Annotated in this window: 15 protein-coding genes; 8 read left to right on the top strand and 7 right to left on the bottom strand. The window is 72.5% G+C overall.

Annotated elements, in window-relative coordinates; translation table 11 throughout:
* The 6 genes from EHS43_RS48760 to EHS43_RS13175 all read left to right on the top strand — a co-directional run.
* Positions 1 to 2,590 (top strand): type I polyketide synthase (locus EHS43_RS48760; protein WP_125190952.1); only part of this gene is annotated, 2,590 nt, incomplete at its 5' end.
* Between the two features lie 33 nt (positions 2,591 to 2,623).
* Positions 2,624 to 5,740 carry a type I polyketide synthase gene (locus tag EHS43_RS13195; RefSeq protein ID WP_125190951.1) on the top strand — a complete coding sequence of 1,039 codons (3,117 nt, stop codon included), beginning with the start codon at positions 2,624 to 2,626 and terminating at the stop codon, positions 5,738 to 5,740.
* 73 nt (positions 5,741 to 5,813) lie between these two features.
* Entirely contained in the window at positions 5,814 to 6,611 is a 798-nt protein-coding gene (locus EHS43_RS13190; protein WP_125190950.1) for an arylamine N-acetyltransferase, read from the top strand.
* A gap of 11 nt (positions 6,612 to 6,622) precedes the next feature.
* The gene (locus EHS43_RS13185) at positions 6,623 to 8,263 is read left to right on the top strand and encodes a bifunctional 3-(3-hydroxy-phenyl)propionate/3-hydroxycinnamic acid hydroxylase (RefSeq protein ID WP_125190949.1); all 1,641 of its coding nucleotides are present in this window, start codon (positions 6,623 to 6,625) and stop codon (positions 8,261 to 8,263) included.
* A gap of 163 nt (positions 8,264 to 8,426) precedes the next feature.
* Positions 8,427 to 9,908 carry an MFS transporter gene (locus tag EHS43_RS13180; protein WP_125190948.1) on the top strand — a complete coding sequence of 494 codons (1,482 nt, stop codon included), beginning with the start codon at positions 8,427 to 8,429 and terminating at the stop codon, positions 9,906 to 9,908.
* A gap of 92 nt (positions 9,909 to 10,000) precedes the next feature.
* A complete protein-coding gene (locus tag EHS43_RS13175; RefSeq protein ID WP_125190947.1) occupies positions 10,001 to 11,095 on the top strand; it encodes a Gfo/Idh/MocA family protein in 1,095 nt (364 codons plus the stop codon).
* A 69-nt stretch (positions 11,096 to 11,164) separates the two neighbouring features.
* Here EHS43_RS13175 and EHS43_RS13170 read toward each other — a convergent pair whose 3' ends face one another.
* From EHS43_RS13170 to EHS43_RS13155, 4 genes are read right to left on the bottom strand one after another with little or no spacing between them, the layout of a single operon-like run.
* Entirely contained in the window at positions 11,165 to 11,929 is a 765-nt protein-coding gene (locus EHS43_RS13170) for a DUF2306 domain-containing protein (protein ID WP_221740732.1), read from the bottom strand.
* A 38-nt stretch (positions 11,930 to 11,967) separates the two neighbouring features.
* The gene (locus tag EHS43_RS13165) at positions 11,968 to 12,189 is read right to left on the bottom strand and encodes a ferredoxin (protein ID WP_125190946.1); all 222 of its coding nucleotides are present in this window, start codon (positions 12,187 to 12,189) and stop codon (positions 11,968 to 11,970) included.
* Between the two features lie 4 nt (positions 12,190 to 12,193).
* Complete coding sequence (locus EHS43_RS13160; protein ID WP_260470518.1) at positions 12,194 to 13,459, bottom strand: cytochrome P450; 1,266 nt, start codon at positions 13,457 to 13,459, stop codon at positions 12,194 to 12,196.
* Between the two features lie 39 nt (positions 13,460 to 13,498).
* On the bottom strand, positions 13,499 to 14,998 hold the full coding sequence (locus tag EHS43_RS13155; protein WP_125190945.1) for an FAD-binding oxidoreductase: 1,500 nt from the start codon (positions 14,996 to 14,998) through the stop codon (positions 13,499 to 13,501).
* A gap of 253 nt (positions 14,999 to 15,251) precedes the next feature.
* On the opposite strand from EHS43_RS13155, the gene EHS43_RS13150 reads away from it, so the two are divergent.
* Positions 15,252 to 16,436, top strand: a complete 1,185-nt coding sequence (locus EHS43_RS13150) for an acyltransferase (protein ID WP_260470517.1) — start codon at positions 15,252 to 15,254, stop codon at positions 16,434 to 16,436.
* 56 nt (positions 16,437 to 16,492) lie between these two features.
* Here the strand turns inward: EHS43_RS13150 and EHS43_RS13145 are convergent, their stop codons facing one another.
* The 3 genes from EHS43_RS13145 to EHS43_RS13135 form a co-directional block, all read right to left on the bottom strand.
* Positions 16,493 to 17,893 (bottom strand): class II 3-deoxy-7-phosphoheptulonate synthase, encoded by a 1,401-nt coding sequence (locus EHS43_RS13145; RefSeq protein ID WP_125190944.1) that lies wholly within the window; start codon positions 17,891 to 17,893, stop codon positions 16,493 to 16,495.
* Positions 17,894 to 17,958: 65 nt separating this feature from the next.
* Positions 17,959 to 18,750, bottom strand: a complete 792-nt coding sequence (locus EHS43_RS13140; protein ID WP_125190943.1) for a shikimate dehydrogenase — start codon at positions 18,748 to 18,750, stop codon at positions 17,959 to 17,961.
* A gap of 117 nt (positions 18,751 to 18,867) precedes the next feature.
* A complete protein-coding gene (locus tag EHS43_RS13135; RefSeq protein WP_260470516.1) occupies positions 18,868 to 19,797 on the bottom strand; it encodes an anti-sigma factor RsbA family regulatory protein in 930 nt (309 codons plus the stop codon).
* A gap of 342 nt (positions 19,798 to 20,139) precedes the next feature.
* Between EHS43_RS13135 and EHS43_RS13130 the strand changes: the two genes are divergently transcribed.
* Positions 20,140 to 20,811 carry an ANTAR domain-containing response regulator gene (locus tag EHS43_RS13130; RefSeq protein WP_125190941.1) on the top strand — a complete coding sequence of 224 codons (672 nt, stop codon included), beginning with the start codon at positions 20,140 to 20,142 and terminating at the stop codon, positions 20,809 to 20,811.
* The last annotated feature ends 306 nt before the right edge of the window (positions 20,812 to 21,117 follow it).

Genomic DNA, 21,117 nt, shown 5'->3' with positions numbered 1-21,117 from the left:
GCCCCACACCGACCTCCCCACCTACCCCTTCCAGCGCAAGCACTACTGGCTGGAGCCGCTCGCCCACACCGGTGACCTCAACGCCTCGGGCCTCGACGCCACCGACCACCCGCTCCTCGGCGCGGTCGTCGAACTGCCCGACGAAAACGGCGTGTTGCTGACCGCCCAGCTGTCCGTGAAGTCCCACCCGTGGCTCGCCGACCACGCCGTGTCCGGCACCGTCCTGGTGCCCGGGGCCGCCCTGGTCGAGCTGGCCGTACAGGCCGGTGAGCGGGTGGGGGCCGGTGCGGTGGACGAGTTGATCGTCGAGGCGCCCCTGGTCGTACCGCCGTCCGGCGCCGTCCGCCTCCAGGTGACCGCCGGCGCGGTGGACGCCACGGGCCGCCGCCCCGTCACCGTGCACTCACGCGGCGAGGGCGGGGACTCCGTGAACTGGATCCGCCACGCCACCGGGTCCCTGACGACGACGACAACGGCGGCCGACCGCACCGGGACAGCCGACCTCACCACCTGGCCCCCGCCCGGCGCCGAGGAGCTCTCCGTCGCGGACTTCTACGACCTGCGTTACGTGGCGGGCTACGAGTACGGCCCGGTCTTCCAGGGCCTGCGCAGGGTGTGGCGACGCGGTGAGGAGCTGTTCGCCGAGCTGGCCCTCACGGCGGAGTCGGCCCAGGACACGGCGGCCTTCGCCCTGCACCCCGCTCTGCTCGACTCGGCACTGCACACGGCCGCGTTCGCGGACCCGGGACAGGGCGCCGGCGAGCGGACGCTGCTGCCGTTCGCCTGGAACGACGTCGCCGTGCACGCCACGGGCGCCACCGCCCTGCGGGTACGCCTCGCCCCGGCCGGGGCGGATGCGATCTCCCTCCAGGCGGCGGACCCCACCGGCGCCCCGGTCGCGTCGGTCGGCAGCCTGTCCTTCCGGGCCGTGGACCCGGCGGCGCTGAGCGGCGGCGGGGCCCAGGACGCGCTGTTCCGGCTGGAGTGGCAGCCCGTCCCGGCCCCGGAGACGGCCACCCCCGAGGACTGGCCGACCCTCGACCTCACCGGTCGCACCGGGGCCGGCATCCGCGAACTCGCCGGAGAGGTCCTGGCAGCCGTCCAGAGCCACCTCGCCACCGGACCCGACGACACCCGTCTGGTCGTCCTGACCCGAGACGCCCGGCACGACCCCGCCCAGGCAGCCGTCCACGGGCTCGTCCGCACCGCCCAGAACGAGCATCCCGACCGCATCGTCCTCGTCGACACGGACACGGCCCCGGTCAGCCGCGGCCTGCTCGACGCTGCGCTCTCCACCGGGGAACCCCAACTCGCGCTCGTCTCCGGCCACATCACCGTCCCCCGGCTCACCCGCGCCCAGGCCACCGGCGAGACCAGCCTCGACCCCCAGGGCACCGCCCTCGTCACCGGCGGCACCGGCACCCTCGGCGCCCTCACCGCCCGCCACCTCGTCACCCACCACGGCATACGACACCTGCACCTCGTCAGCAGGCGGGGCCCGGCCGCGCCCGGAGCCGACGCCCTCGTGGCGGAGCTGACCGGACTCGGCGCCCAGGTCACCGTCAGCGCGGCCGACGTGGCCGACCGGGCCCACCTCGCGGCCGTCCTGGACCGGATCGACCCCGAGCACCCCCTGACCGCGGTGATCCACACCGCCGGCGTGCTCCAGGACGCGGTGATCACCGCACAGACCCCGGACCACCTGGACGCCGTCCTCGCCCCGAAGACGGACGCCGCCCGCACCCTGCACGAGCTGACGAAGGACCAGGATCTGGCCGCCTTCGTGCTCTTCTCCTCCGCCGCCGGCACCCTCGGCAACCCCGGACAGGCCAACTACGCCGCCGCCAACGCAGCCCTCGACGCCTACGCCCGCCGGCTGCGCACCGAAGGCGTCCCCGCCGTCTCCCTCGCCTGGGGACTGTGGGCGGACGCCAGCGGGATGACCGGGCACCTGGACGGCGGAGACCAGAGCCGGATGAGCCGGCAGGGCGCGCTGGCGCTCTCGGCCGAGCAGGGCATGGCTCTGCTGGACGCGGGGATCGCGTCGGGCGAGGCCGCGCTGGTGACCAGCCGGATGAACTTCCCGGCGCTGCGGGCCGCCGCCGCGGAAGGCCAACTCCCCGCTGTCCTCAAGGGGCTTGTCAGCCCACCCCGAAAGGCAGCGCACAGTGTGTCCGACGCGCAGGAGTCCCTGGCCGACCGGCTGGCCGCGCTGCCCGAGGAGGACCGTCGCCGGCGGGTTCTCGACCTGGTGCGCACGCACGCCTCGACCGTCCTCGGCGATGTGCCGATCCGGCCCGAACAGCCCTTCAGGGACGTCGGGTTCGACTCGCTCACCGCGGTGGAGCTGCGCAACCGCCTCGCGACCGCGACCGGCGTCCGGCTGCCCGCCACGCTGATCTTCGACTACCCGTCCCCTGCCGTGCTCACCCGCCACCTGCTGGCCGAGCTGCTGCCCGAGACCGAGGCGACCTCCGACGAGGCGGCCCCGGTGGCCGCGGAGGCAGCGGACGACGGCGCGCTGGACCTCATCGCCGCCATGGACACCGACGACCTCGTCGCCCGCGCCCTCGGCGCCGTCGGCAACTGACCACCCCTACCGCACGCGACCGTGGAGGATTCGATGGGTACGACGCCCAGCGACAAGCTCGTCGAGGCGCTGCGCGCCTCGCTCATGGAGAACGAACGCCTCAAGCAGGAGAACCGGCGTATCGAGGCGGCCGCCCGCGAGCCGATCGCGATCGTGGGCATGGCCTGCCGGCTGCCCGGCGGGGTGAACACGCCCGAGGCGCTGTGGCGGCTGGTCGCGGACGGCCGGGACGCGGTCTCCGGCTTCCCGGAGGACCGCGGCTGGGACCTGGAGCGGCTCTTCGACCCCGACCCCGAGCGCACCGGCACCTCGTACGTCAGCGAGGGCGGGTTCCTGCACGACGCGGGCGAGTTCGACGCGGGGTTCTTCGGGATCTCGCCGCGCGAGGCGCTCGCCATGGACCCCCAGCAACGGCTGCTGCTGGAGACGTCGTGGGAGGCGTTCGAGCGCGCGGGCATCGACCCGAGCGCCCTGGGCGGGTCCAAGGTCGGCGTGTACTCGGGCGTGATGTACCACGACTACGCGCCGGGCCTGGAGTTCTCCCCGAAGGGCCTCGAAGGGTTCCTCGGGACGGGCAACTCCGGCAGCGTCGCCTCCGGCCGCGTCTCCTACACGCTCGGGCTGGAGGGCCCGGCCCTCACCGTCGACACGGCCTGCTCGTCCTCCCTGGTCGCCGTGCACCTGGCGTTGCAGGCGCTGCGTGGCGGCGAGATCGACATGGCGCTCGCGGGCGGCGCCGCCGTCATGGGCACCCCGGGTGTGTTCGTGGAGTTCTCCACGCAGCGCGGCCTGTCGCCCGACGGCCGCTGCAAGGCCTTCGCCGACGCGGCCGACGGCACCGGCTGGGCGGAGGGCGTCGGCGTCTTGGCCCTGGAGCGGCTGTCGGACGCGGAGCGCCTGGGCCACCCGGTCCTGGCGGTCGTACGCGGCTCCGCCGTGAACCAGGACGGCGCCTCGAACGGCCTCACCGCCCCCAATGGCCCCTCCCAGCAGCGCGTCATCCGCGCCGCCCTCGCCAACGCCGGCCTCTCCCCCGCCGACGTCGACACGGTCGAGGGCCACGGCACCGGGACGACACTCGGCGACCCGATCGAGGCCCAGGCCCTCCTCGCCACCTACGGAAAGGACCGACCCGCCGAACAGCCGCTGTGGCTGGGCTCGTTGAAGTCCAACATCGGCCACGCCCAGTCCGCCGCCGGAGTCGCCGGCATCATCAAGACGGTCGAGGCCATCCGGCACGGGGTGCTGCCCAGGACCCTCCACCTGGACCAGCCGTCGAGCAAGGTCGACTGGGACGCCGGGGCCGTCGAGCTGCTCGCCGAGTCCCGCGACTGGCCCGAGCTGGACCGCCCCCGCCGCGCCGCCGTCTCCTCCTTCGGCGTCGGCGGCACCAACGCCCACGTCATCATCGAGCAGGCCCCCGAGCGCACGGATCCGGCCCCCGAGAGCCACCACCCATCCGTCGTCCCGTGGCTCGTCTCCGCCAAGAGCCGGGCCGCCCTGCGCGCGCAGGCCGAGCGTCTGTCGACCGTCACCGAGGACCCGCTGGCGGTCGCCCGCGGTCTCGCCTTCCACCGGGCCCGTCTGGACCACCGCGCGGTCGTGGTCGGCGCGACGTCCGGGGACCTGGCGACCGGCCTCAGGGCCCTCGCGGAGGGCGTACCGGCGGACGTCCTCGTCACCGGCACGGCGGACGTGGACGGCAAAACGGCGTTCGTCTTCCCCGGCCAGGGCCACCAATGGGCCGGCATGGGAGCCCAACTCCTCGACACCGAGCCCGTGTTCGCCCAGGCCATGAACGAATGCGCCGACGCACTGACCCCCTACGTCGACTGGTCACTCCTCGACGTCCTACGACAGACCGAAGGCGCCCCCGGCTTCGACCGCGTCGACGTCGTCCAGCCCGCCTCCTTCGCCGTCATGGTCTCCCTCGCACGCCTCTGGCAGCACCACGGCATCCACCCCGACGCCGTCATCGGCCACTCCCAAGGCGAGATCGCCGCCGCCCACATCGCCGGAGCCCTCACCCTGGAGGACGCCGCCCGCGTCGTCACCCTGCGCTCCCAGGCCATCGGCCGCCACCTCGCCGGGCTCGGCGGCATGATGTCGCTGCCCATCCCGCTGGCCGACGCCCAGGACCGGATCGCCGAATACGACGGCCGCATCGAGATCGCCGCCGTCAACGGACCCTCCTCCACGATCGTCGCCGGAGACGCCGACGCCCTCGACGACCTGTACGAAACCGCCGAGGAAGCCGGCATCCGCGCCCGCAGGGTCCCCGTCGACTACGCCTCCCACACCGCGCACGTCGAACGCATCGAGGCCGAACTCGCCGACCTGCTGCACGGGTTGAGTCCCCAAACGCCTCAGATCCCCATGTACTCCACCTACAAGGCGACCTGGCTCGACCAGAGCACCCCCCTCACCGCCGCCTACTGGTACAACAACCTCCGCCACCAAGTCCGCTTCGCCGACTCCGTCACCGCCCTCATCGACGACGGCTACCGCGCCTTCATCGAGATCAGCGCCCACCCCGTCCTCACCACCCCGGTCACGCAGAGCACCGAGGGCCGGCCGGGCTCCCCGTCCGTCGTCGTGGGCACCCTGCGCCGGGGTGAGGACACCTCCGCCCGGCTGCTCACCTCCCTCGCCGAGCTGTACGTCCGTGGCGTGGACGTCGACTGGCGTGCCGTGCTCGGTGAGCCGACGGGGCTGGCGGCCGGCCTGCCGCTGCCCACGTACGCGTTCCAGCACCGCCACTACTGGCTGAAGCAGGTCCGGCCCACGGGCCCGGCCGCCCAGGACGACCTCGAAAACCTCTACCAGGAGACCGACATGGCAACCGAAGCACAGGACCAGGACTCGTTCCTCGACCGTTTCGCGGCGCTGGACGCCGGGGAGCGGCGCGGGGCGCTGCTCGATCTGGTGCTGGCCGAGACGGCGGCCGTGCTCGGGCACGCCTCGGCCGACGCGATCGACACCGACGAGGGCTTCTTCGACATCGGCTTCAACTCGCTGACCGCGGTGGAGCTGCGCAACCGACTGGGCGCCGCGCTCGGCCGGGAGCTGCCCGTGATGCTGCTGTTCGACCAGCCGACGCCGGGCATGGTCGCCGACTACCTGCTGGACGAGCCGGCCGTGGCCGCCTGACCCCGCCGACACCGCCACCGCCTCCGAACCGCCACCGCCTCCGAACCACCCTCCACAGAAACGGATTTCCGCGATGTTCGACATCGATCACTACCTGGCGAAGCTCGGCCACACCGGCCCCCGCCCCGCACCGACCCTGGAGACCCTCCGGGTGCTGCACAAGCGGCACTTGATGACCCAGCCGTTCGACAACTTCCTCAACGGGGAGCGGGGCACGGCCATTTGGGACGGCGTCGACATCGACGTGGACACCGTCTACAAGGAGGTCGTGATCGGCGGGCGCGGCGGTGTCTGCTACGAGCTCAACGGGCTGTTCCGGGCCCTGCTGACCGGGCTCGGCTACGAGGTCGTCGTGTTCTCGGCCGGGGTGCGCGGTCCTGACGGGACGTACGGGCCGGAGATGGAGCACCTGTTCAACGGGGTGCGGATCGATGGCGAGTGGTACCTGGCGGACGTCGGCTACTCGGGTCCCTCGCTGCTGGAGCCGGTGCGGGTGTCGCCGGAGCCGCAGGAGCAGTACGGGACCGGGTTCCGGGTGCTGGAGGGCGACGACGGCTTCCACTACCTGGAGCGCCGGCCGCGCGGCGGCGAGTGGGGTGTCGTCCACCGGTTCCTGCTGCGACCGCGGCGGTTCTCGGAGTGGCTGGACGCGGACAACCCGACGCTGGACGCGTACGCGCGGATGCTCGCCGCGCATGTGACCTACATCCGCGGACGGGCCCTGGAGAACGGTCAGATGACGTTGACCGGCCGCCGGCTGCTGATCGTCGAGGACGGCGTGGAGCGGGTGCGGGTGCTGGTGAAGAAGGACGACTACGAGGCCGTGCTCGACGACATCCTGCTGCGGACGCCGGCGTCCGCGGCGGCCTGAGGGGGCGGGCGATGACCGAGGTGACGGCCGGGGCCCAGGCCGGCCCGCACTGGTGGCCCGACGGCACGGCCGACGTACTGATCGTCGGGTACGGGCCGGTGGGCCAGGTGCTGGCGAACCTGATGGCGCGGCGCGGGCGGCGGGTGGTCGCGGTGGAGCGGCATCCGCGGCCGTACACGATGCCGCGTGCGGTGGCCTTCGACGGCGAGGCGGCCCGTCTGCTGGCGGCGGCCGGGGTCGCGGACCATCTGGCGTCGTTCGGTGAGCCGTCCGGCGACTACACCTGGCGCAACGGCGAGGGCCTCGACCTGCTCTCCATCGACGCGGCCGAGGTGCGCGGGCGCAACGGCTGGCCGGAGTCGACCTCCATGTACCAGCCGGGCCTGGAGGAGGCGCTGATCGCGTACGGCAAGCGGCTGCCGAACCTGACGGTGCTGCGCGGGTACGAGGCGGTGGCGCTGACGCAGACCGGTGACGGCGCCGAGCTGGAGGTGGCGGACGGCGAGGGGGTGCGGCGGCGGCTGCGGGCCCGCTGGGTCGTGGGCTGTGACGGCGCGAACAGCTTCGTACGGCGCACGATCGGCTCGGACTTCGACGACCTGGGCTTCCATCACGACTGGCTGATCTGCGATCTGGTGCTGCACGACCGGCGCGAGTTCGTGCCGAACAACCTGCAGATCTGTGATCCGGTACGGCCGCGCACCCAGGTGTCGGCGGGGCCGGGGCACCGGCGCTGGGAGTTCATGCTGCTGCCGGGCGAGCGCCGGGCGGACATGGACACCCGGGAGACGGCCTGGCGGCTGCTGGAGGAGTGGTACGGGGTCACCCCGGACGACGGGATCATGGAACGGCACGCGGTGTACACGTTCCAGGCCGCCACCGCCCGGAGCTGGCGTGCGGGGCGGCTGCTGCTCGCCGGTGACGCGGCCCATCTGATGCCGCCGTTCGCGGGACAGGGCATGAGTTCCGGGTTCCGGGACGCCGCCAACCTCGCCTGGAAGCTCGACCTGGTGCTGGCCGGGCGGTGCGGCGAGGCGCTGCTCGACTCGTACGCCGAGGAGCGGCGGGCGCATGTGCAGCACGCGATCGGGATGTCGGTGAACCTCGGCAAGGTGATCTGCCAGACCGACGCGCGGGCCGCCGCCGACCGGGACGCGGTGATGATCGCGGCCCGGGAGCGCAAGCTGGCGCGTCCGCAGCAGTCGCCGTTCCAGCCGCTGACCCGGGGGCTGGTGTGGCGGGACGAGAAGGGCCGCAGGCGGCCCGGCGCCGGCGACCAGGCACCGCAGGCGAGGGTGCGGACGCGGGCCGGGGCGGGGCTGTTCGACGAGACGGTGGGCCGCGGCTTCGTCCTGCTCTCGCGGGACGATCCCCGGCAGGAGCTGGACGGCGGCCGGCTGGCGTATCTGGAGTCGCTCGGGGCGCATGTCGTACGGCTGTTGCCCGCGGACACCGACCCGGTGGCCGTGCCGGACGGCTCGGTGATCGACGCCGAGGGGACCCTGGGCGCGTATCTCGACGGCATCGGGGCGCGCGGGGTGCTGGTGCGGCCGGACACGTACGTGTTCGGCTCGACGTCCGGCAGCGCCGCGACCGGCGCTCTGGTGGACGCCCTGCGCGACTGTCTGGAGCCCGCCCTGATGGCCGTATGAGAACGCCGCCACACCCCCTGCGACCTGCGCGATTACCGCGCGGTTGCCGGGCGGTGGCCTCGGGCGTGGCGTACTTGATCCATACGCGGGCGCGAAGACCTGGCGTCGGCAGCGAGCCACCGTCCCCGACCTGATCCCGATGTGACGACGAAAGAAGTGAGTGATGACCCCCCCGACAGCTCAGGCCCGCATCCCGCGAGGTCTTGCGCTCACCATCCTCTGCGCGATGCAGCTGATGATCATCCTTGACGGGACGATCGTCACGGTCGCTCTTCCGACCATCCAGAGCGGGCTCGGCTTCTCCCAGAGCGGCCTGTCCTGGGTGGTGAACTCCTACCTCATCGCCTTCGCCGGACTGCTGCTGCTGTCCGGCCGGCTCGGCGACCTGATCGGCACGAAGAAGGTCTTCCTCGCCGGTCTGGTGGTCTTCACCGCGGCCTCCCTGGTGTGCGGTCTCGCCGGCAGCTCCGAGATGCTGATCGCCGGCCGCTTCCTCCAGGGCATCGGTGCCGCGCTGGCGTCCGCGGTGGTCCTTGGCATGATCGTCGGCCTGTTCCCGGAGCCGAACGAACAGGCCAAGGCCATGGGCATCTACAGCTTCGTCTCCGCGGGCGGCGGCGCGCTCGGGCTGATCGCGGGCGGTGTCATCACCGACACCTTCGGCTGGCACTGGGTCTTCCTGATCAACCTGCCGATCGGCGCGCTCACCCTGCTGTTCGGTCTGCGGCTGCTGGCCGAGCAGCCCGGTCTCGGTCTGAAGGCGGGCGCGGACGCCGTCGGCGCGGTCCTGGTGACGGCCGGTCTGTCGCTCGGTGTGTTCACGATCTCCCAGGTGTCCGAGGACAAGTTCAGCGCCGGTGAACTGGCGCTGTACGGCGCGGTGTCGGTGGTGCTGCTCGCCGGGTTCGTGTGGCGGCAGGCGACCGCGCGGCGTCCGCTGCTGGCGCTGCGGATCTTCCGCAGCAAGGAGATCGTCGGCGCCAACATCGCGGTGGTGCTGGTGTTCTCGGCCGGTTTCGGCTTCCAGTTCCTCAACGCCCTCTACCTGCAGCGGGTCCTGGGCTTCGACTCGATGCAGACCGGTCTGGCGTTCCTGCCGGCTCCGCTGGTCATCGGCACGATGTCGCTGTTCTTCACGGCGAAGCTGGTCGCCCGGCACGGCACCCGCCGGGTGCTGCTGACCGGTCTGCTGTTCCTCGGCGTCGGTCTGCTGTGGCTCAGCCGGGCCCCTGTCGACGGCGACTACTGGGTCCACGTGGCGCCGACGCTGGTCGTGCAGGGCTTCGGCATGGGGCTCACGGTGCCGGCGGTCATCATGCGGGCCATGTCGGGCGCGCAGCCGGAGGACGCCGGTCTGGCCTCCGGTCTGAACAACACCGCGCAGCAGGCCGGTGCGGCGGTGGGCCTCGCGGTCCTCGCGACGGTGGCCACCTCGCACAGCAACTCGCTGGTGGCCGAAGGCCGTCCGGAGATCCAGGCGCTGCGGGACGGCTACAGTCTGGCGTTCGTGTGCGCGGCCGGGTTCGTGTTCGTGGCCTGGCTGGTGACGTTCTTCGTGCTGCGGGACGCCAAGCAGCCGGGGACGGCCACGGCGTCGGCTGTCGAGGTGACGCCCGAGGCGGCGCCCACGGTCGGACACATCTGACGGACCAGCGACCAGCCGGAGCGTGACCGGGACCACCGGTCACGCTCCGGCACTTGTGCAGAGCGAGAAAACGTAATCGAGGGGTGTCACACATGGCGGACAGGATCCGAGTGGGAGTGGTCGGCGCACACGCCGAACGGGGGTGGGGCCGCCACATCCATCTCCCGGCGCTCCAGGCGCTGGACGACGTCGAGATCACGGCGGTCGCCGGTACGAGCATGGCGGGGGCCCGGGCGGCCGCGGCGGTGTGGGGCGCCGGGAAGGCGTACGACGACGCGCGGGCGCTGATGGCCGACCCGGACGTCGACCTGGTCACGATCGCCGTCCAACTGCCCTCCCGGGACGGTCTGGTGGAGGCGGCGATCGCCGCCGGCAAGCATGTGTACAGCGAGTGGCCGCTGGCGCTGGACGCGGCGACCGCCGAGCGTTTCGAGGCGGCCGCGCGGGCGGCCGGCGTGCGGCACGCGGTGGGGCTTCAGAGCCGTCATCATCCCGAAGTGCGGCTGCTGCGGGACCTGTTGGCGCAGGGGCTGATCGGCGAGGTGCTGTCGGTGACCCTGCTGTACTCGCTGTCCACGGCCGAGGTGTGGTCGACGCGGTACGCGGCGCTGTTCGACGAGACGAAGGGCGTCAACCACGTCGCCGTGGTGGGCGGGCACTCGCTGGACATGTTCCAGTACGCCGTCGGGAACCTCACCGAGGTGTCGGCGACCCTGGCGACCCGGATCGGCCAAGTCACCATGGAGGAGACCGGCGAGCGCATCGAGGTCACCTCGCCGGACCAGATCGCGCTGCACGGTGTGCTGGAGTCGGGCGCGACGGCCTCGGCCCACTTCATGACGGGCGGGCCCAGGGGTGACGGTTTCCGGATCGAGGCGCACGGCCGGGCGGGCCGGCTGGTCCTGGTCTCGTCCGACGACTCCCTGGTGGGCCCCCGGTTCACCCTGACCCACGAGACGGCGAACGGCGCGCCCGCGCGGGAGGTGCCGCTGCCGGACGCCTACCGTCCGCTCCTGGGCACCCCGTCCCCGGTGAGCAACGTGGCCCAGGTCTACGCGGACCTCGTCCGGGCGATCCGCACAGGCGGCGACTTCGCCCCCGACTTCGCGACGGCGGTCCGCACCCACCGTCTGCTGGACGGGATCAAGACCTCGGCGCGGACCGGCGGCCGGGTCCGCCTGGTCTGACCGGCACGGCGAAACGGCGAAGGGGGCCGTCTCCTCGACGAGGAGACGGCCCCCTTTCCGCGCCCTGCGCTACCGCCGGCGGGCCTTGCGGGCCCGGTGCCGGGCGGTGGCCTCCCGTTCGATCAGCCACCACTCGGCGATCAGCAGGGGCAGGATCCACCCCGGCCAGGAGGCCAGTCCCGCCCGCTCCTGCCCCCAGGCGATCAGCGCCGGGATGTCCGCGCCGGCGCCCGGCGGTGGCAGGATCGTGTGGTCGTAGACCACGCCCAGCACCCGGCTCACCACGATCGACATCGTCAGCGCGAAACTGCGCACCATCCACCGCCGGTGGTCGGCGATCCGTCCCTGCCGGGCCATCCGCAGCCCCACCACGGCCGTGCCGATCCACAGCACCGACGTGGTCATCGTGCTCATCTGCATGGACAGCCCCGAGGGACTGGCGTACGCCACGGCCAGTCCCGCGAGTCCGCCCGGCAGCACTCCCGCGGCCACGTACAGCCGCCCGCTGACCCGGTGCACCTTCGGATACCGCTGCCGCAGCGCCGGCCACACCTGGAGGCAGCAGGTCACGATGGCGACGGTTCCGCACAGCACGTGCACCACGAGCACCGGATAGTGCCAGGGGTACTGCGGATTCGCCGGGATCTTGGACTGCGCGGGGTCGAAGGTGAGGTAGCGCGGGATGCCCATGGCCAGGAACACCGCCACCACCAGGCCCAGCGGGCCCACCCAGGGCCGCCGCCACCACCGCGGCCCCGCTTCCCGGCCGTCGGCGGCCGGAGCTCCCTCCGGCCCGCCGCCGGGGGCCGCTCGCTCCGTCGTCGTGATCGTCACGCCGTACTCCTGTCCGCCCCGAGCCCCCGAGGGCCGGGTCAGTCCGTGGCGGCCAGGGACTGGCCGGTCGCCTGGTCGGTGATGGTGATGGCCCGGTAGGGGCAGTAGTCCGCGGCGTCGAGCACGTCCTCGTCGGGCTCGATCCGGGACTCGACGGGCTGCGCCTTGCCGCTCACCAGGGTGAAGCGGTCCGGCAGCGAGCCGTTGCACAGCCCGGCGCCCATGCAGGCGCGCCGGTCGACCTCGATCAGCCAGCTCATGCCGTCACCACCGCACGGGCAGCGCGGCGACACCGCGGACCACGTGGTCGCGCTTCCACGGCACCTCCTCGGCCGGTACCGCGAGCTCCACGCCAGGCAGCCGGCGCAGCAGCGTGCCGAGCGCGACCTGGAGTTCGAGGCGGGCCAGCGGGGCGCCCAGGCAGTGGTGGATGCCGTGGCCGAAGGCGATGTGCGGGTTGTGGGTGCGGGTCAGGTCGAGTTCCTCGGGGCGCTCGAAGACCCGCGGGTCGCGGTTGGCGACCGCCGGGAAGACCATGACGCCCTCGCCGGCCTTCACCAGCTGCCCGCCGACCTCGACGTCCTCCAGCGCGATACGGGTGTTCTCCGAGTAGGGGCTGAGCGGCGTGACGCGCAGCAGCTCCTCGATGGCGGTGGGCAGCAGTTCCGGCTCCGCGACCAGGCGCTCCCACTCCTCGCGGCGGCTGAGCAGGAGGTACAGGTGGTTGGCGAGCTGGTTGGCGGTGGTGTGATGGCCGGTCGCGAGCAGCGCGATCGACATCGTGATGAGCTCCTCCTCGCTGAGCCGGTCCTCCTCGTCGCGGGCGGCGACCAGCGCGGACAGCAGGTCGTCGCCGGGCTCGGCGCGGCGCTTGGCGAGCAGGGCGGACATGTACTCGGGCAGCTTCTCGAAGCGCGCCTCGTTCATCTCCTCGAGGGTGTGCTCGTCGCCGATGGTCAGCCAGGTGTCGATCCAGCCGCGGAACTTGTAGTGGTCCTCCAGCGGCACGTCGAGCATTTCGCAGATCACGGTGATGGGCAGCATCCAGGCGTACTGGGCGGCCAGGTCACCGGTGTTGTCGGTGGAGGCGAGCAGCTTGTCGAGGAGTTCGTCGGCGATCTCCTGGGCGCGGGGGCGGATCTGCTCGACCCGGCGCACGGTGAACGCCTTGGCGACGAGCTTGCGCAGCCGAGCGTGCTCGGGGTCGTCCATGGAGACGATGTTCTGCTCCTCGAACGCCTTGCGGACGCGCGGTACGTCCTTGCCGACCGTGGCGGCCCGGCTGAAGCGCGGGTCGGCGAGGACCTGCTTGATGTCGGCGTGCCGGGTGGCGAGCCAGGCCTCACCGCCGTAGCTCATGTCGACGCGGGTGAGGGCCTGCTCCTCGCGCACCTCGGCGTAGCGCTGGTGCAGGTCGGTGGCGACGGGCTCGCCGAAGGGGTACTGGAGCGCCTGGTGCATGGGGCAGCCGGGCGGCGGCACGGCGGCCTGGCCGGAGGGGGTGCTGGCGTGGTCGTCGGTGACCGTCATGTGAGGGTCGCCTTTCTGTGGCCGTGAGTTGAGGGAGCGTCAGTTGCCGATGGCGCGCGGGAAGTCGAACAGGCGGCACGGGTCGTAGGCCTGCTTGAGCGCCTTGAGGCGGTCGTAGTTGGCGCCGTAGTAGGCGTGCTGCCAACCGCCCAGGTACTGGTCGGGGAAGTTGATGTAGGACTCGCCGTCGGACAGCGGGTCGATGACGGTGAAGCCCTTGCCGGCCCAGTCGACGGCGGCGCCGGCGTCCTCCGCGCTCGGCCGGGCGCTGCCCAGGGCGACGCCGAAGCCGACGTGGAAGAGGGCACCGCGGTGCACGAAGGCGGTGGCGCCGGGGGCGAGGTCGCCGACGGCTCCGCCGAGGCCCATGAAGCTGAGGTAGCGGGTCTGGCCGGAGCGCGGGTCGGCCTCGAACGCCTTGAGGGCGGCGGCCGTTCCGGAGCTGCCGAGCGGCTTGCTGACCAGGCGGGCCCGCATGCGCTGCCACTGGGTGCGCGGGTGCGAGCCGCCCTCGGCCAGTCCGTAGACGTACTGCATGCCGTCGCTGAAGGGCAGGTCCAGGACGCGGCTGGTGGCCGGCTTCGCGCCGACGAGCGCGGCGAGTTCGGCGAGGCCCGTGTCGGCCTGGTCCCTGGTGCCGTAGTAGGCGCCCTGCTGGAGGACGACGGGCGGGTTGCCGGAGCCGGCGTCGGGCTGGATGACGATGACCTGGCCGGTGGAGCGGCGCGGGGTGTCCACGTACCACTGCTGCCAGGCGGTGAGGAACTTCTCGGCGTCGGCCCAGTCCCACACCTGCTCGTAGAAGACCATGCGCGGGGCCTCGATCGGGCGGACCTCGAAGTCGACGACGACGCCGAAGTTGCCGCCGCCACCGCCGCGCAGCGCCCAGAACAGGTCGGGGTTGGAGATGTCGCTCGCGGTGACCAGGCGGCCGTCGGAGAGCACCACCTTGGCGGAGACGACCCGGTCGGAGCCGATGCCGAAGCCGCGGCTCTGGAAGCCGAGGCCGCCGCCGGACAGGAAGCCGCCGACCGCCACGTCGTGGCAGGTGCCGGTGACCAGCTGCTGGTTGTGCGGCTTGAGGGCGTTGGTCGCCTCGATGCTCCAGGTGCCCGGGCCGACGTGCACGGTCGGTGAGCCGCCGCCGGTGACGTGGTTGAGGCGGCGGACGTCGAGGATGAAGCCGTCCTCGGAGGACGACCAGCCGAGGAAGTTGTGGCCACCGCTGCGCACCCGCGGCCGGACGCCGTTGTCCAGGGCGAACCGGACGGCCTTGCGTACGTCCTGGGCGGTCTCGGCGTAGACGACGCTCTGCGGCAGCAGCGCGTCGAACTCGCCGATGGCCAGCTGCTTGGCGCTCTCGTAGGAGGCGTCGCCCGGCAGGACGACGTCACCGGTGAGTGCCTCGCGCAGGGCCGCCCAGTCGGGTGCGGTGCCGGTGGCGCGGATCGCGGCGGACGCCGAGCCGGTGGCGGCCGCGCCCGCGGCCGACATGGCGAGCACGCCGCCGGCGCGGAGCAGTTTCCTTCGATCGAGCATGTTTCCTCCGTTGATGGGACGCAGCGGGCACAGCGGTCGCCGAATGCGGTGAATGCACGAGAACGCTATGGGGCGGCCGACGGTGCTGAATTCCCCTTACTCCCCCCTCATTCGGAGGGCCGGCGGCCCCTGGGGAAATGTACGGGTGCCCTTCCGTGGGTGGCTGCGCCTAGGCTCTCGGCCACCCCCACCGTGCATCGCTCATTGCCGTCAGGAGAAACGGGAGAACATCGTGACCGCTACCATGCCGGACGTGGATTCCGGCCCTCACATACACAGCCGGAAAGCACTGCCGTCCCTGACGGGAATGCGGTTCTTCGCCGCGCTTCTCGTGTTCTTCATCCACGCGTTGCAGCCGATCGGGCCGGTGGACCCCACCGGGCCCGTCAACCCGTTCGCGGACCAGGAACTGGGCAGGGACCTGCTGAAGCTCTTCGGCCCCGCCGGGTATCTCGGGGTTTCCTTCTTCTTCCTGCTGAGCGGATTCGTCATCACGTGGTCGGTGAAGCCCGGAGAACCGGTCACCGCGTACTGGCGGCGGCGGCTCATGAAGATCTTCCCGAACCATCTGGCGATGTGGACGGCGGCGATGATTCTCTTCGCGTCCGCCTATACGCCGGTGCACACCTGGCTTTCGAATCTGTTCCTGGTGAATTCGTGGATCAACGAGTTCACCACCCAGATGAGCGTGAACGCACCCTCGTGGTCGCTCTGCGCGGAATTGCTGTTCTATCTCTCCTTCCCGCTGCTGCTGCTCGGTGTCCGGCGCATCAGGGCGGACCGGCTGTGGTGGTGGGCCGGCGGCACGGTGGCGGCGACGGTCGGGGTCGGCCTGGTGACGGTGTACCTGCTGCCCGACACCCCGCGGATCCCGATGATCCCGCTCTCGCCGACCCAGAACTGGTTCAACTACACCTTCCCGCCCATGCGGATGTTCGAGTTCGTGCTGGGCATGCTGCTCGCCCGGATCGTGATCGCGAACCGCTGGCCGCGGGTGCGACCGGTGTGGGTGGTGGCGCTGCTCGTCGCCGGGTACGTGGCGGCGATGTACGTGCCGGCGCCGTTCAACATGGTCGCCACGACGGTCGTGCCGTTCGGTGTCGCGATCGCCGCGGTCGCCCACGCCGACGTACGCGGGGCGCGCACCCGCCTGGACGGCCGGGTCATGGTGTGGCTCGGCAACGTGTCCTTCGGTTTCTATCTCTGCCAGGGCGTGGTCATCTTCTGGGGCCGCCAGGCGGTGCTCGGCAACGGGCAGTTCAGCACCCCGGTGGCGGTCCTCGTGATGATCGGCATGTTCGCGGCGACCCTGCTGGGCGGCTGGCTGCTGTACGCCTTCGTGGAGACGCCGGCGATGAAGTACTGGAGCCGCTCGCGTCGCAGGCCCGCGGTGCCGCCCGCCGAGACGGGCCGGGAACCGGTGCGCCAGGCCGCGTAGACCCCCAGTCCCCCTCCGTACCCGTACGTTCCCCCGCCCGGGTACGGAGGGCTTTCTCATCCCCGCATCAACTCGGCCACCATGAAGGCCAGTTCCACCGACTGCTCCGGGTTGAGCCGGGGATCGCACAGCGTCTCGTAGCGCGCCGCGAGCGAGAGGTCGTCGAGCTCGCAGGCCCCGCCCAGGCACTCGGTGACCGGATCGCCGGTCAACTCGACGTGCAGGCCGCCCGGATGGGTGCCGAGCGCACGGTGCACCTCGAAGAAGCCGCGCACCTCGTCGGCGATGTCGTCGAAGTGCCGGGACTTGTAACCGCTGGCCGTCTCATGGGTGTTGCCGTGCATCGGGTCGCACTGCCACACCACGCGGTGCCCGAGCGCGGTGACCTTCTCCACGATGCCCGGCAGCACGTCCCGGACCCGGTCGCGGCCCATGCGGGAGATCAGCGTGAGCCGCCCCGGCACCCGGTCGGGGTCGAGCCGCTCGACGTACTCGACGGCGAGTTCGGGGAGCGTGCCCGGACCGATCTTCAGTCCGATCGGGTTGGCGAGCTGGGCGGCGAGCGCGATGTGGGCGTCACCCAGATCACGGGTGCGCTCCCCGATCCACAGGAAGTGCCCGGACAGTCCGTACAGCGCCGAGCCGCCGTCGTCGTCGGTCACCTCACGCAGCAGGGCCCGCTCGTAGTCGAGCAGGAGTGCCTCGTGGGAGGCGTACACCTCGGTGGTGTGCAGGGCGCGGTGGTCGGCCCGGCAGGCCTTCATGAAGCGCAGTCCGCTGTCGATCTCGGCGGCGAGGGCACGGTAGCGCTCGCCGGCCGGGGAGGCCTGGATGAAGTCCTGGTTCCAGCCCTGGACGCGGCTCAGGTCGGCCATGCCGGAGTCGGTCATCGCGCGCACGTGGTTGAGGGCGGCGGCCGCGTGGGCGTAGGCCTCCAGCATGCGGCCGGGGTCGGCGACGCGGGCGGCCGGGGTGGGTTCCGCGGAGTTGACGATGTCACCGCGGTAGACGGGCAGGTGCAGTTCGTCGGAGGGCTTGGAGCGGGGCTTGGCGTACTGTCCCGCGATCCGCGCGACCTTGACGACGGGCAGGCTCGCGCCGTACGTCAGCACGACGGCCATCTGGAGCAGGGTGCGGATGTTCGCCCGCACATGGTCCTCGGTGTTGCCCTCGAAGGTCTCGGCGCAGTCCCCGCCGTGCAGCAGGAAGGCGCGCCCGTGGGCGACGTCCGCGAGGCGCCGGCGCAGCCGGTCGACCTCGCCGGGCAGGACCAGCGAGGGCAGCCGTTCCAGGGCGGAGCGCACCTCGGCGGCCCGTGCCGGGTCCGGGTAGTCGGGCTGCTGGGCCGCGGGCCGGGCGAGCGCGTCGTCGACTCGTGCGGCCACGGCGGCGGGCAGGACGGCGGCCGGTCCGCCGCCGGAGCTCCGCCCGCCGGTGGTCTGTATGAGTGGAGGCATGGGCAGGACGGTAGGCAAGGCGGGCCCGGAGGCGGCCACTGGCCGGTAACCGGGGGCCCACCCTCTCAGTCGAGCTGGAAGAACTCCTCGTACAGCGCGATCTGTTCGGCCAGCATCGGCTCCCCGTACAGCACCGGCAGCCCCGCGCGGGCGGCCGTCCGCAGCAGCGCGGTCTCGCGCGGTTTCATGATGATGTCGGCGACGGTGGTACCGGGCTTGAGCGCGGCCGGGTCGAAGGGCAGCGGGTCCTCGGGGCGCAGTCCCATCGGGGTGGCGTTGACGGCGAGGTCCGCGTCCACGTGCCCGGGGGCAGCGGTGATCCGGTCCGGGAAGTGCGGGGCGAGGCGGGCGGCGAGGGCGTCCGCGCGGTCCGCGTCGGCGTCCCACAGGGTGAGGTGGGCGCCGGCCCGCAGCAGGGACACCGCGATCGCCGATCCGGCGCCGCCCGCCCCGGCGAGGCACACCGTCGTACCGCGCGGCTCGTGTCCCGCGGCCCGCAGGGCCCTGACGAAGCCCTCGCCGTCGAAGTTCGCGCCCTCCCAGCCGCCGTCGGGCCGCCGGCGCAGCGCGTTGACCGAGCCACTCAGCGCGGCGGCGTCGGTCACCGAGTCGGCGAGCCGCCGGCAGGCCTGCTTGTGGGGCACGGTGACGAGCAGCCCGTCCAGGTTGCGTACGGCGGTCAGGGCCCGGATCAGCTCGGGCAGTTGCTCCGCCGGGATCTGTACGGGGACCAGGACGGCGTCCCGTCCGAGCCGGGCGAACACGGGGTTGAGCAGGGCGGGCGCCCGCACCTGGCGCACCGGGTCGCCCAGCACGGCGTACAGCCGCGTCGTACCGGTGATGTGTACGGCGTCCACGTCTCCCCGTTCTCCGCTGCGGCCGGGACACCAAGACCGTAGGGTCGCCGGGTGGCGGCGGGGATCCCCTCAGGCCCCCCTGACTGGCGTGGGGACTCGCGCGGGGACCCGGGTGGATCAGAGGGCGAACCAGCAGCGGACGGTGGTGCCCTCGGGCCCGGTGTGCACCCGGACCAGGTCGGCGACGAGGTTGACCATGAGCAGGCCCCGGCCGCCCTGCCGGTCCCGGGACGGCGGCCGGCGTCCGGCCAGCGGGTCGGTGAGATGTCCCCGGTCGCGGACCTCGCACACCACGTGCCCGTCCTCGGCCCACACCCGCAGCAGTCCCGAACCGCCGCCGTGCACCACGCTGTTGGTGGTCAGCTCGGCGACGGCCAGCGCCAGGTCGTCGAGCCGGGGCCGTACGAGCCCGAACCGTCCGGCCGCGTCGGAGGCGAGGTGGCGGACCTCGCCGAGCACGTCGGCGACGAAGGCGTGGGCGGCCACGTCCGGGGCCGGGGGCAGCGGGGTGTTGCAGCGGGCGAGCGCGCCCTCGACGTCGTACCGTCGGCTCGCCTCCTCGCGCCCGGAGCCCGCGTCGACGACCACGGGGTGGGTGGCGTGGGCGTCGGCGACGGCCTGCGGGGCGAGGCGCCCGGTGTCGTAGGGGCACAGGATGGTGACCTCGCGGCCCCGGAAGGCGGCGTTGATCAGCGCCTCGTGCTGGACGCAGGCGGGGTACTCGGTGGCCGAGCGGCCGGCCCAGACCGGTTCGCCGACGATCCGTACCCGGGTGTCGGCCGGCTGGGCGTCGGCGAAGGCGCGCAGCACGCCTGGGATGATGCGGCCGGGGTTGCGCCCGGCCTCCCGCATGTCGAGGAACCGTACGTCCTTCTCGGCGCCGATCTCCGCCTTCAGCAGCCGCAGGTTCTCGGTGGGCACGGCCACGGCCACCGGCTCCCCGGCGGCGAGGGCCTTGTGCACGAACGGCACCACACCGGCCAGGTACTCCTGTTCGTCGCGGTAGAAGAGCGCCGGATGCGTGAACGGATCCGGCGCTTGCGCCACGGCGTTCACGGCGACGTCACCGCGGTCCCGCTCCTCGGAGGGCGGCGCCGTCGTGGCGCCCGGTAACGGATCCTCACACCGACTCCCCATTGCTGACTCGACCCTGCCCCTTCCGATACGTCTCCCCTCCCGAAACGTCTCCTGTCAGGACCTGCACGAGACCCCGTCTACCCCCTGAGTGCGCCCGGCACGCCCCGCCGGTCCGGGTGTACTCCCTGTGGGCGCGGGCAGGCGCATCCCAACACCGAGGGATCCCGTTCGGCCGCACCCCTGGCCAGGACCGGGTCCTGCGGCGACCGGTGACCTGACGTCGTGACGACTGTGGGGAGCAGCGAGGCGGACATGAGCTCAGCGACACACACATCGCTCGCGGGGCAGCCGGCCACCCTGACCATCGACAGCGACGTGGTGGGGGGCAGGGCCGTGCTCGTCCCGCGCGGCGATCTGGTCCACGGCTGTGCGGACACCCTGGCCGGCACCCTGGCCCTGCTGCCGGACGGCATCGACCGGGTGGACCTGCACATGTCGGATGTCGCCTTCATGGACACGACGGGGCTGCGGTTCCTGGAAGTGCTCGACACCTACGCCCGCCGCTGCCGCATCCAGGTGTCGGCGACCGGCTGGAACGGGCAGCCGCGCCGCGTCCTCGAAACGGCCGGCCTGGATCCCGACGACCCGCTGCACGGTCCCGGGACGCGCCGGGAGGCCGTGCCCTCCACGCTGGTCCTGGAGCGCGCCCAGGAGCTGGACCGGCTGCGCACGGAGGTCGAACAACTGCGGCAGGCGATCCGGACCCGCCCGGTCATAGACCAGGCACGCGGAGTCCTCATGGCCACCCACGCCTGCTCCTCGGACCAGGCCTGGGACGTCCTGCGCGAGGCCTCCCAACTCTCCAACACCAAGCTGCGCAAGGTCGCCGCGGCAGTCGCGGCGGGCGCGGGCGGCGACGGCCCGACCCCGTCCCCCGAACTACGCCGAGCACTCCGAACAGCGATCGACCGCTGCTTGAACTGACCGGGGATCAGGGGCCGGAGGACGAGGGACCGTGGCTTGGTGGCCGCCTGGCCGGTGACCGTGGCCGAAGGCGATGCCCCGGCACCGTCGACCGAATTGCGCCGGCTGCTTGAACTGACGCGGGCAGGGCCCTCGATCGAGAGCTGGGGCCGGTGGCTGGTGGCCACGCGGCCACCAGAGCCGGGGCGGAAGCCGAAGGGCGGGGTCGCCCGGAGGCGAGGCCGGGGACCGGAGGGGCTCCGTGGGGTCAGTACGGCAGCAGGCGGCCCGACGGGGTTCTGCGGTCGATCTCGGGCTGCCGGGTGT

This window comes from Streptomyces sp. RP5T, from assembly GCF_003933965.1.
In the GTDB taxonomy this organism is placed as follows: domain Bacteria; phylum Actinomycetota; class Actinomycetes; order Streptomycetales; family Streptomycetaceae; genus Streptomyces.
Note: the sequence above shows the minus strand (reverse complement) of the source record. Positions and strands in the feature narration are given on the sequence as shown.

Excerpts from the sequence above, each read along its gene's own strand:
- EHS43_RS13165 (WP_125190946.1), bottom strand. The coding sequence starts at position 12,189 with ATGAGCTGGCTGATCGAGGTCGACCGGCGCGCCTGCATGGGCGCCGGG.
- EHS43_RS13155 (WP_125190945.1), bottom strand. The coding sequence starts at position 14,998 with ATGCTCGATCGAAGGAAACTGCTCCGCGCCGGCGGCGTGCTCGCCATG.
- EHS43_RS13160 (WP_260470518.1), bottom strand. The coding sequence starts at position 13,459 with ATGACGGTCACCGACGACCACGCCAGCACCCCCTCCGGCCAGGCCGCC.
- EHS43_RS13145 (WP_125190944.1), bottom strand. The coding sequence starts at position 17,893 with ATGCCTCCACTCATACAGACCACCGGCGGGCGGAGCTCCGGCGGCGGA.
- EHS43_RS13175 (WP_125190947.1), top strand. The coding sequence starts at position 10,001 with ATGGCGGACAGGATCCGAGTGGGAGTGGTCGGCGCACACGCCGAACGG.
- EHS43_RS13130 (WP_125190941.1), top strand. The coding sequence starts at position 20,140 with ATGAGCTCAGCGACACACACATCGCTCGCGGGGCAGCCGGCCACCCTG.
- EHS43_RS13180 (WP_125190948.1), top strand. The coding sequence starts at position 8,427 with ATGACCCCCCCGACAGCTCAGGCCCGCATCCCGCGAGGTCTTGCGCTC.
- EHS43_RS13185 (WP_125190949.1), top strand. The coding sequence starts at position 6,623 with ATGACCGAGGTGACGGCCGGGGCCCAGGCCGGCCCGCACTGGTGGCCC.
- EHS43_RS13190 (WP_125190950.1), top strand. The coding sequence starts at position 5,814 with ATGTTCGACATCGATCACTACCTGGCGAAGCTCGGCCACACCGGCCCC.
- EHS43_RS13195 (WP_125190951.1), top strand. The coding sequence starts at position 2,624 with ATGGGTACGACGCCCAGCGACAAGCTCGTCGAGGCGCTGCGCGCCTCG.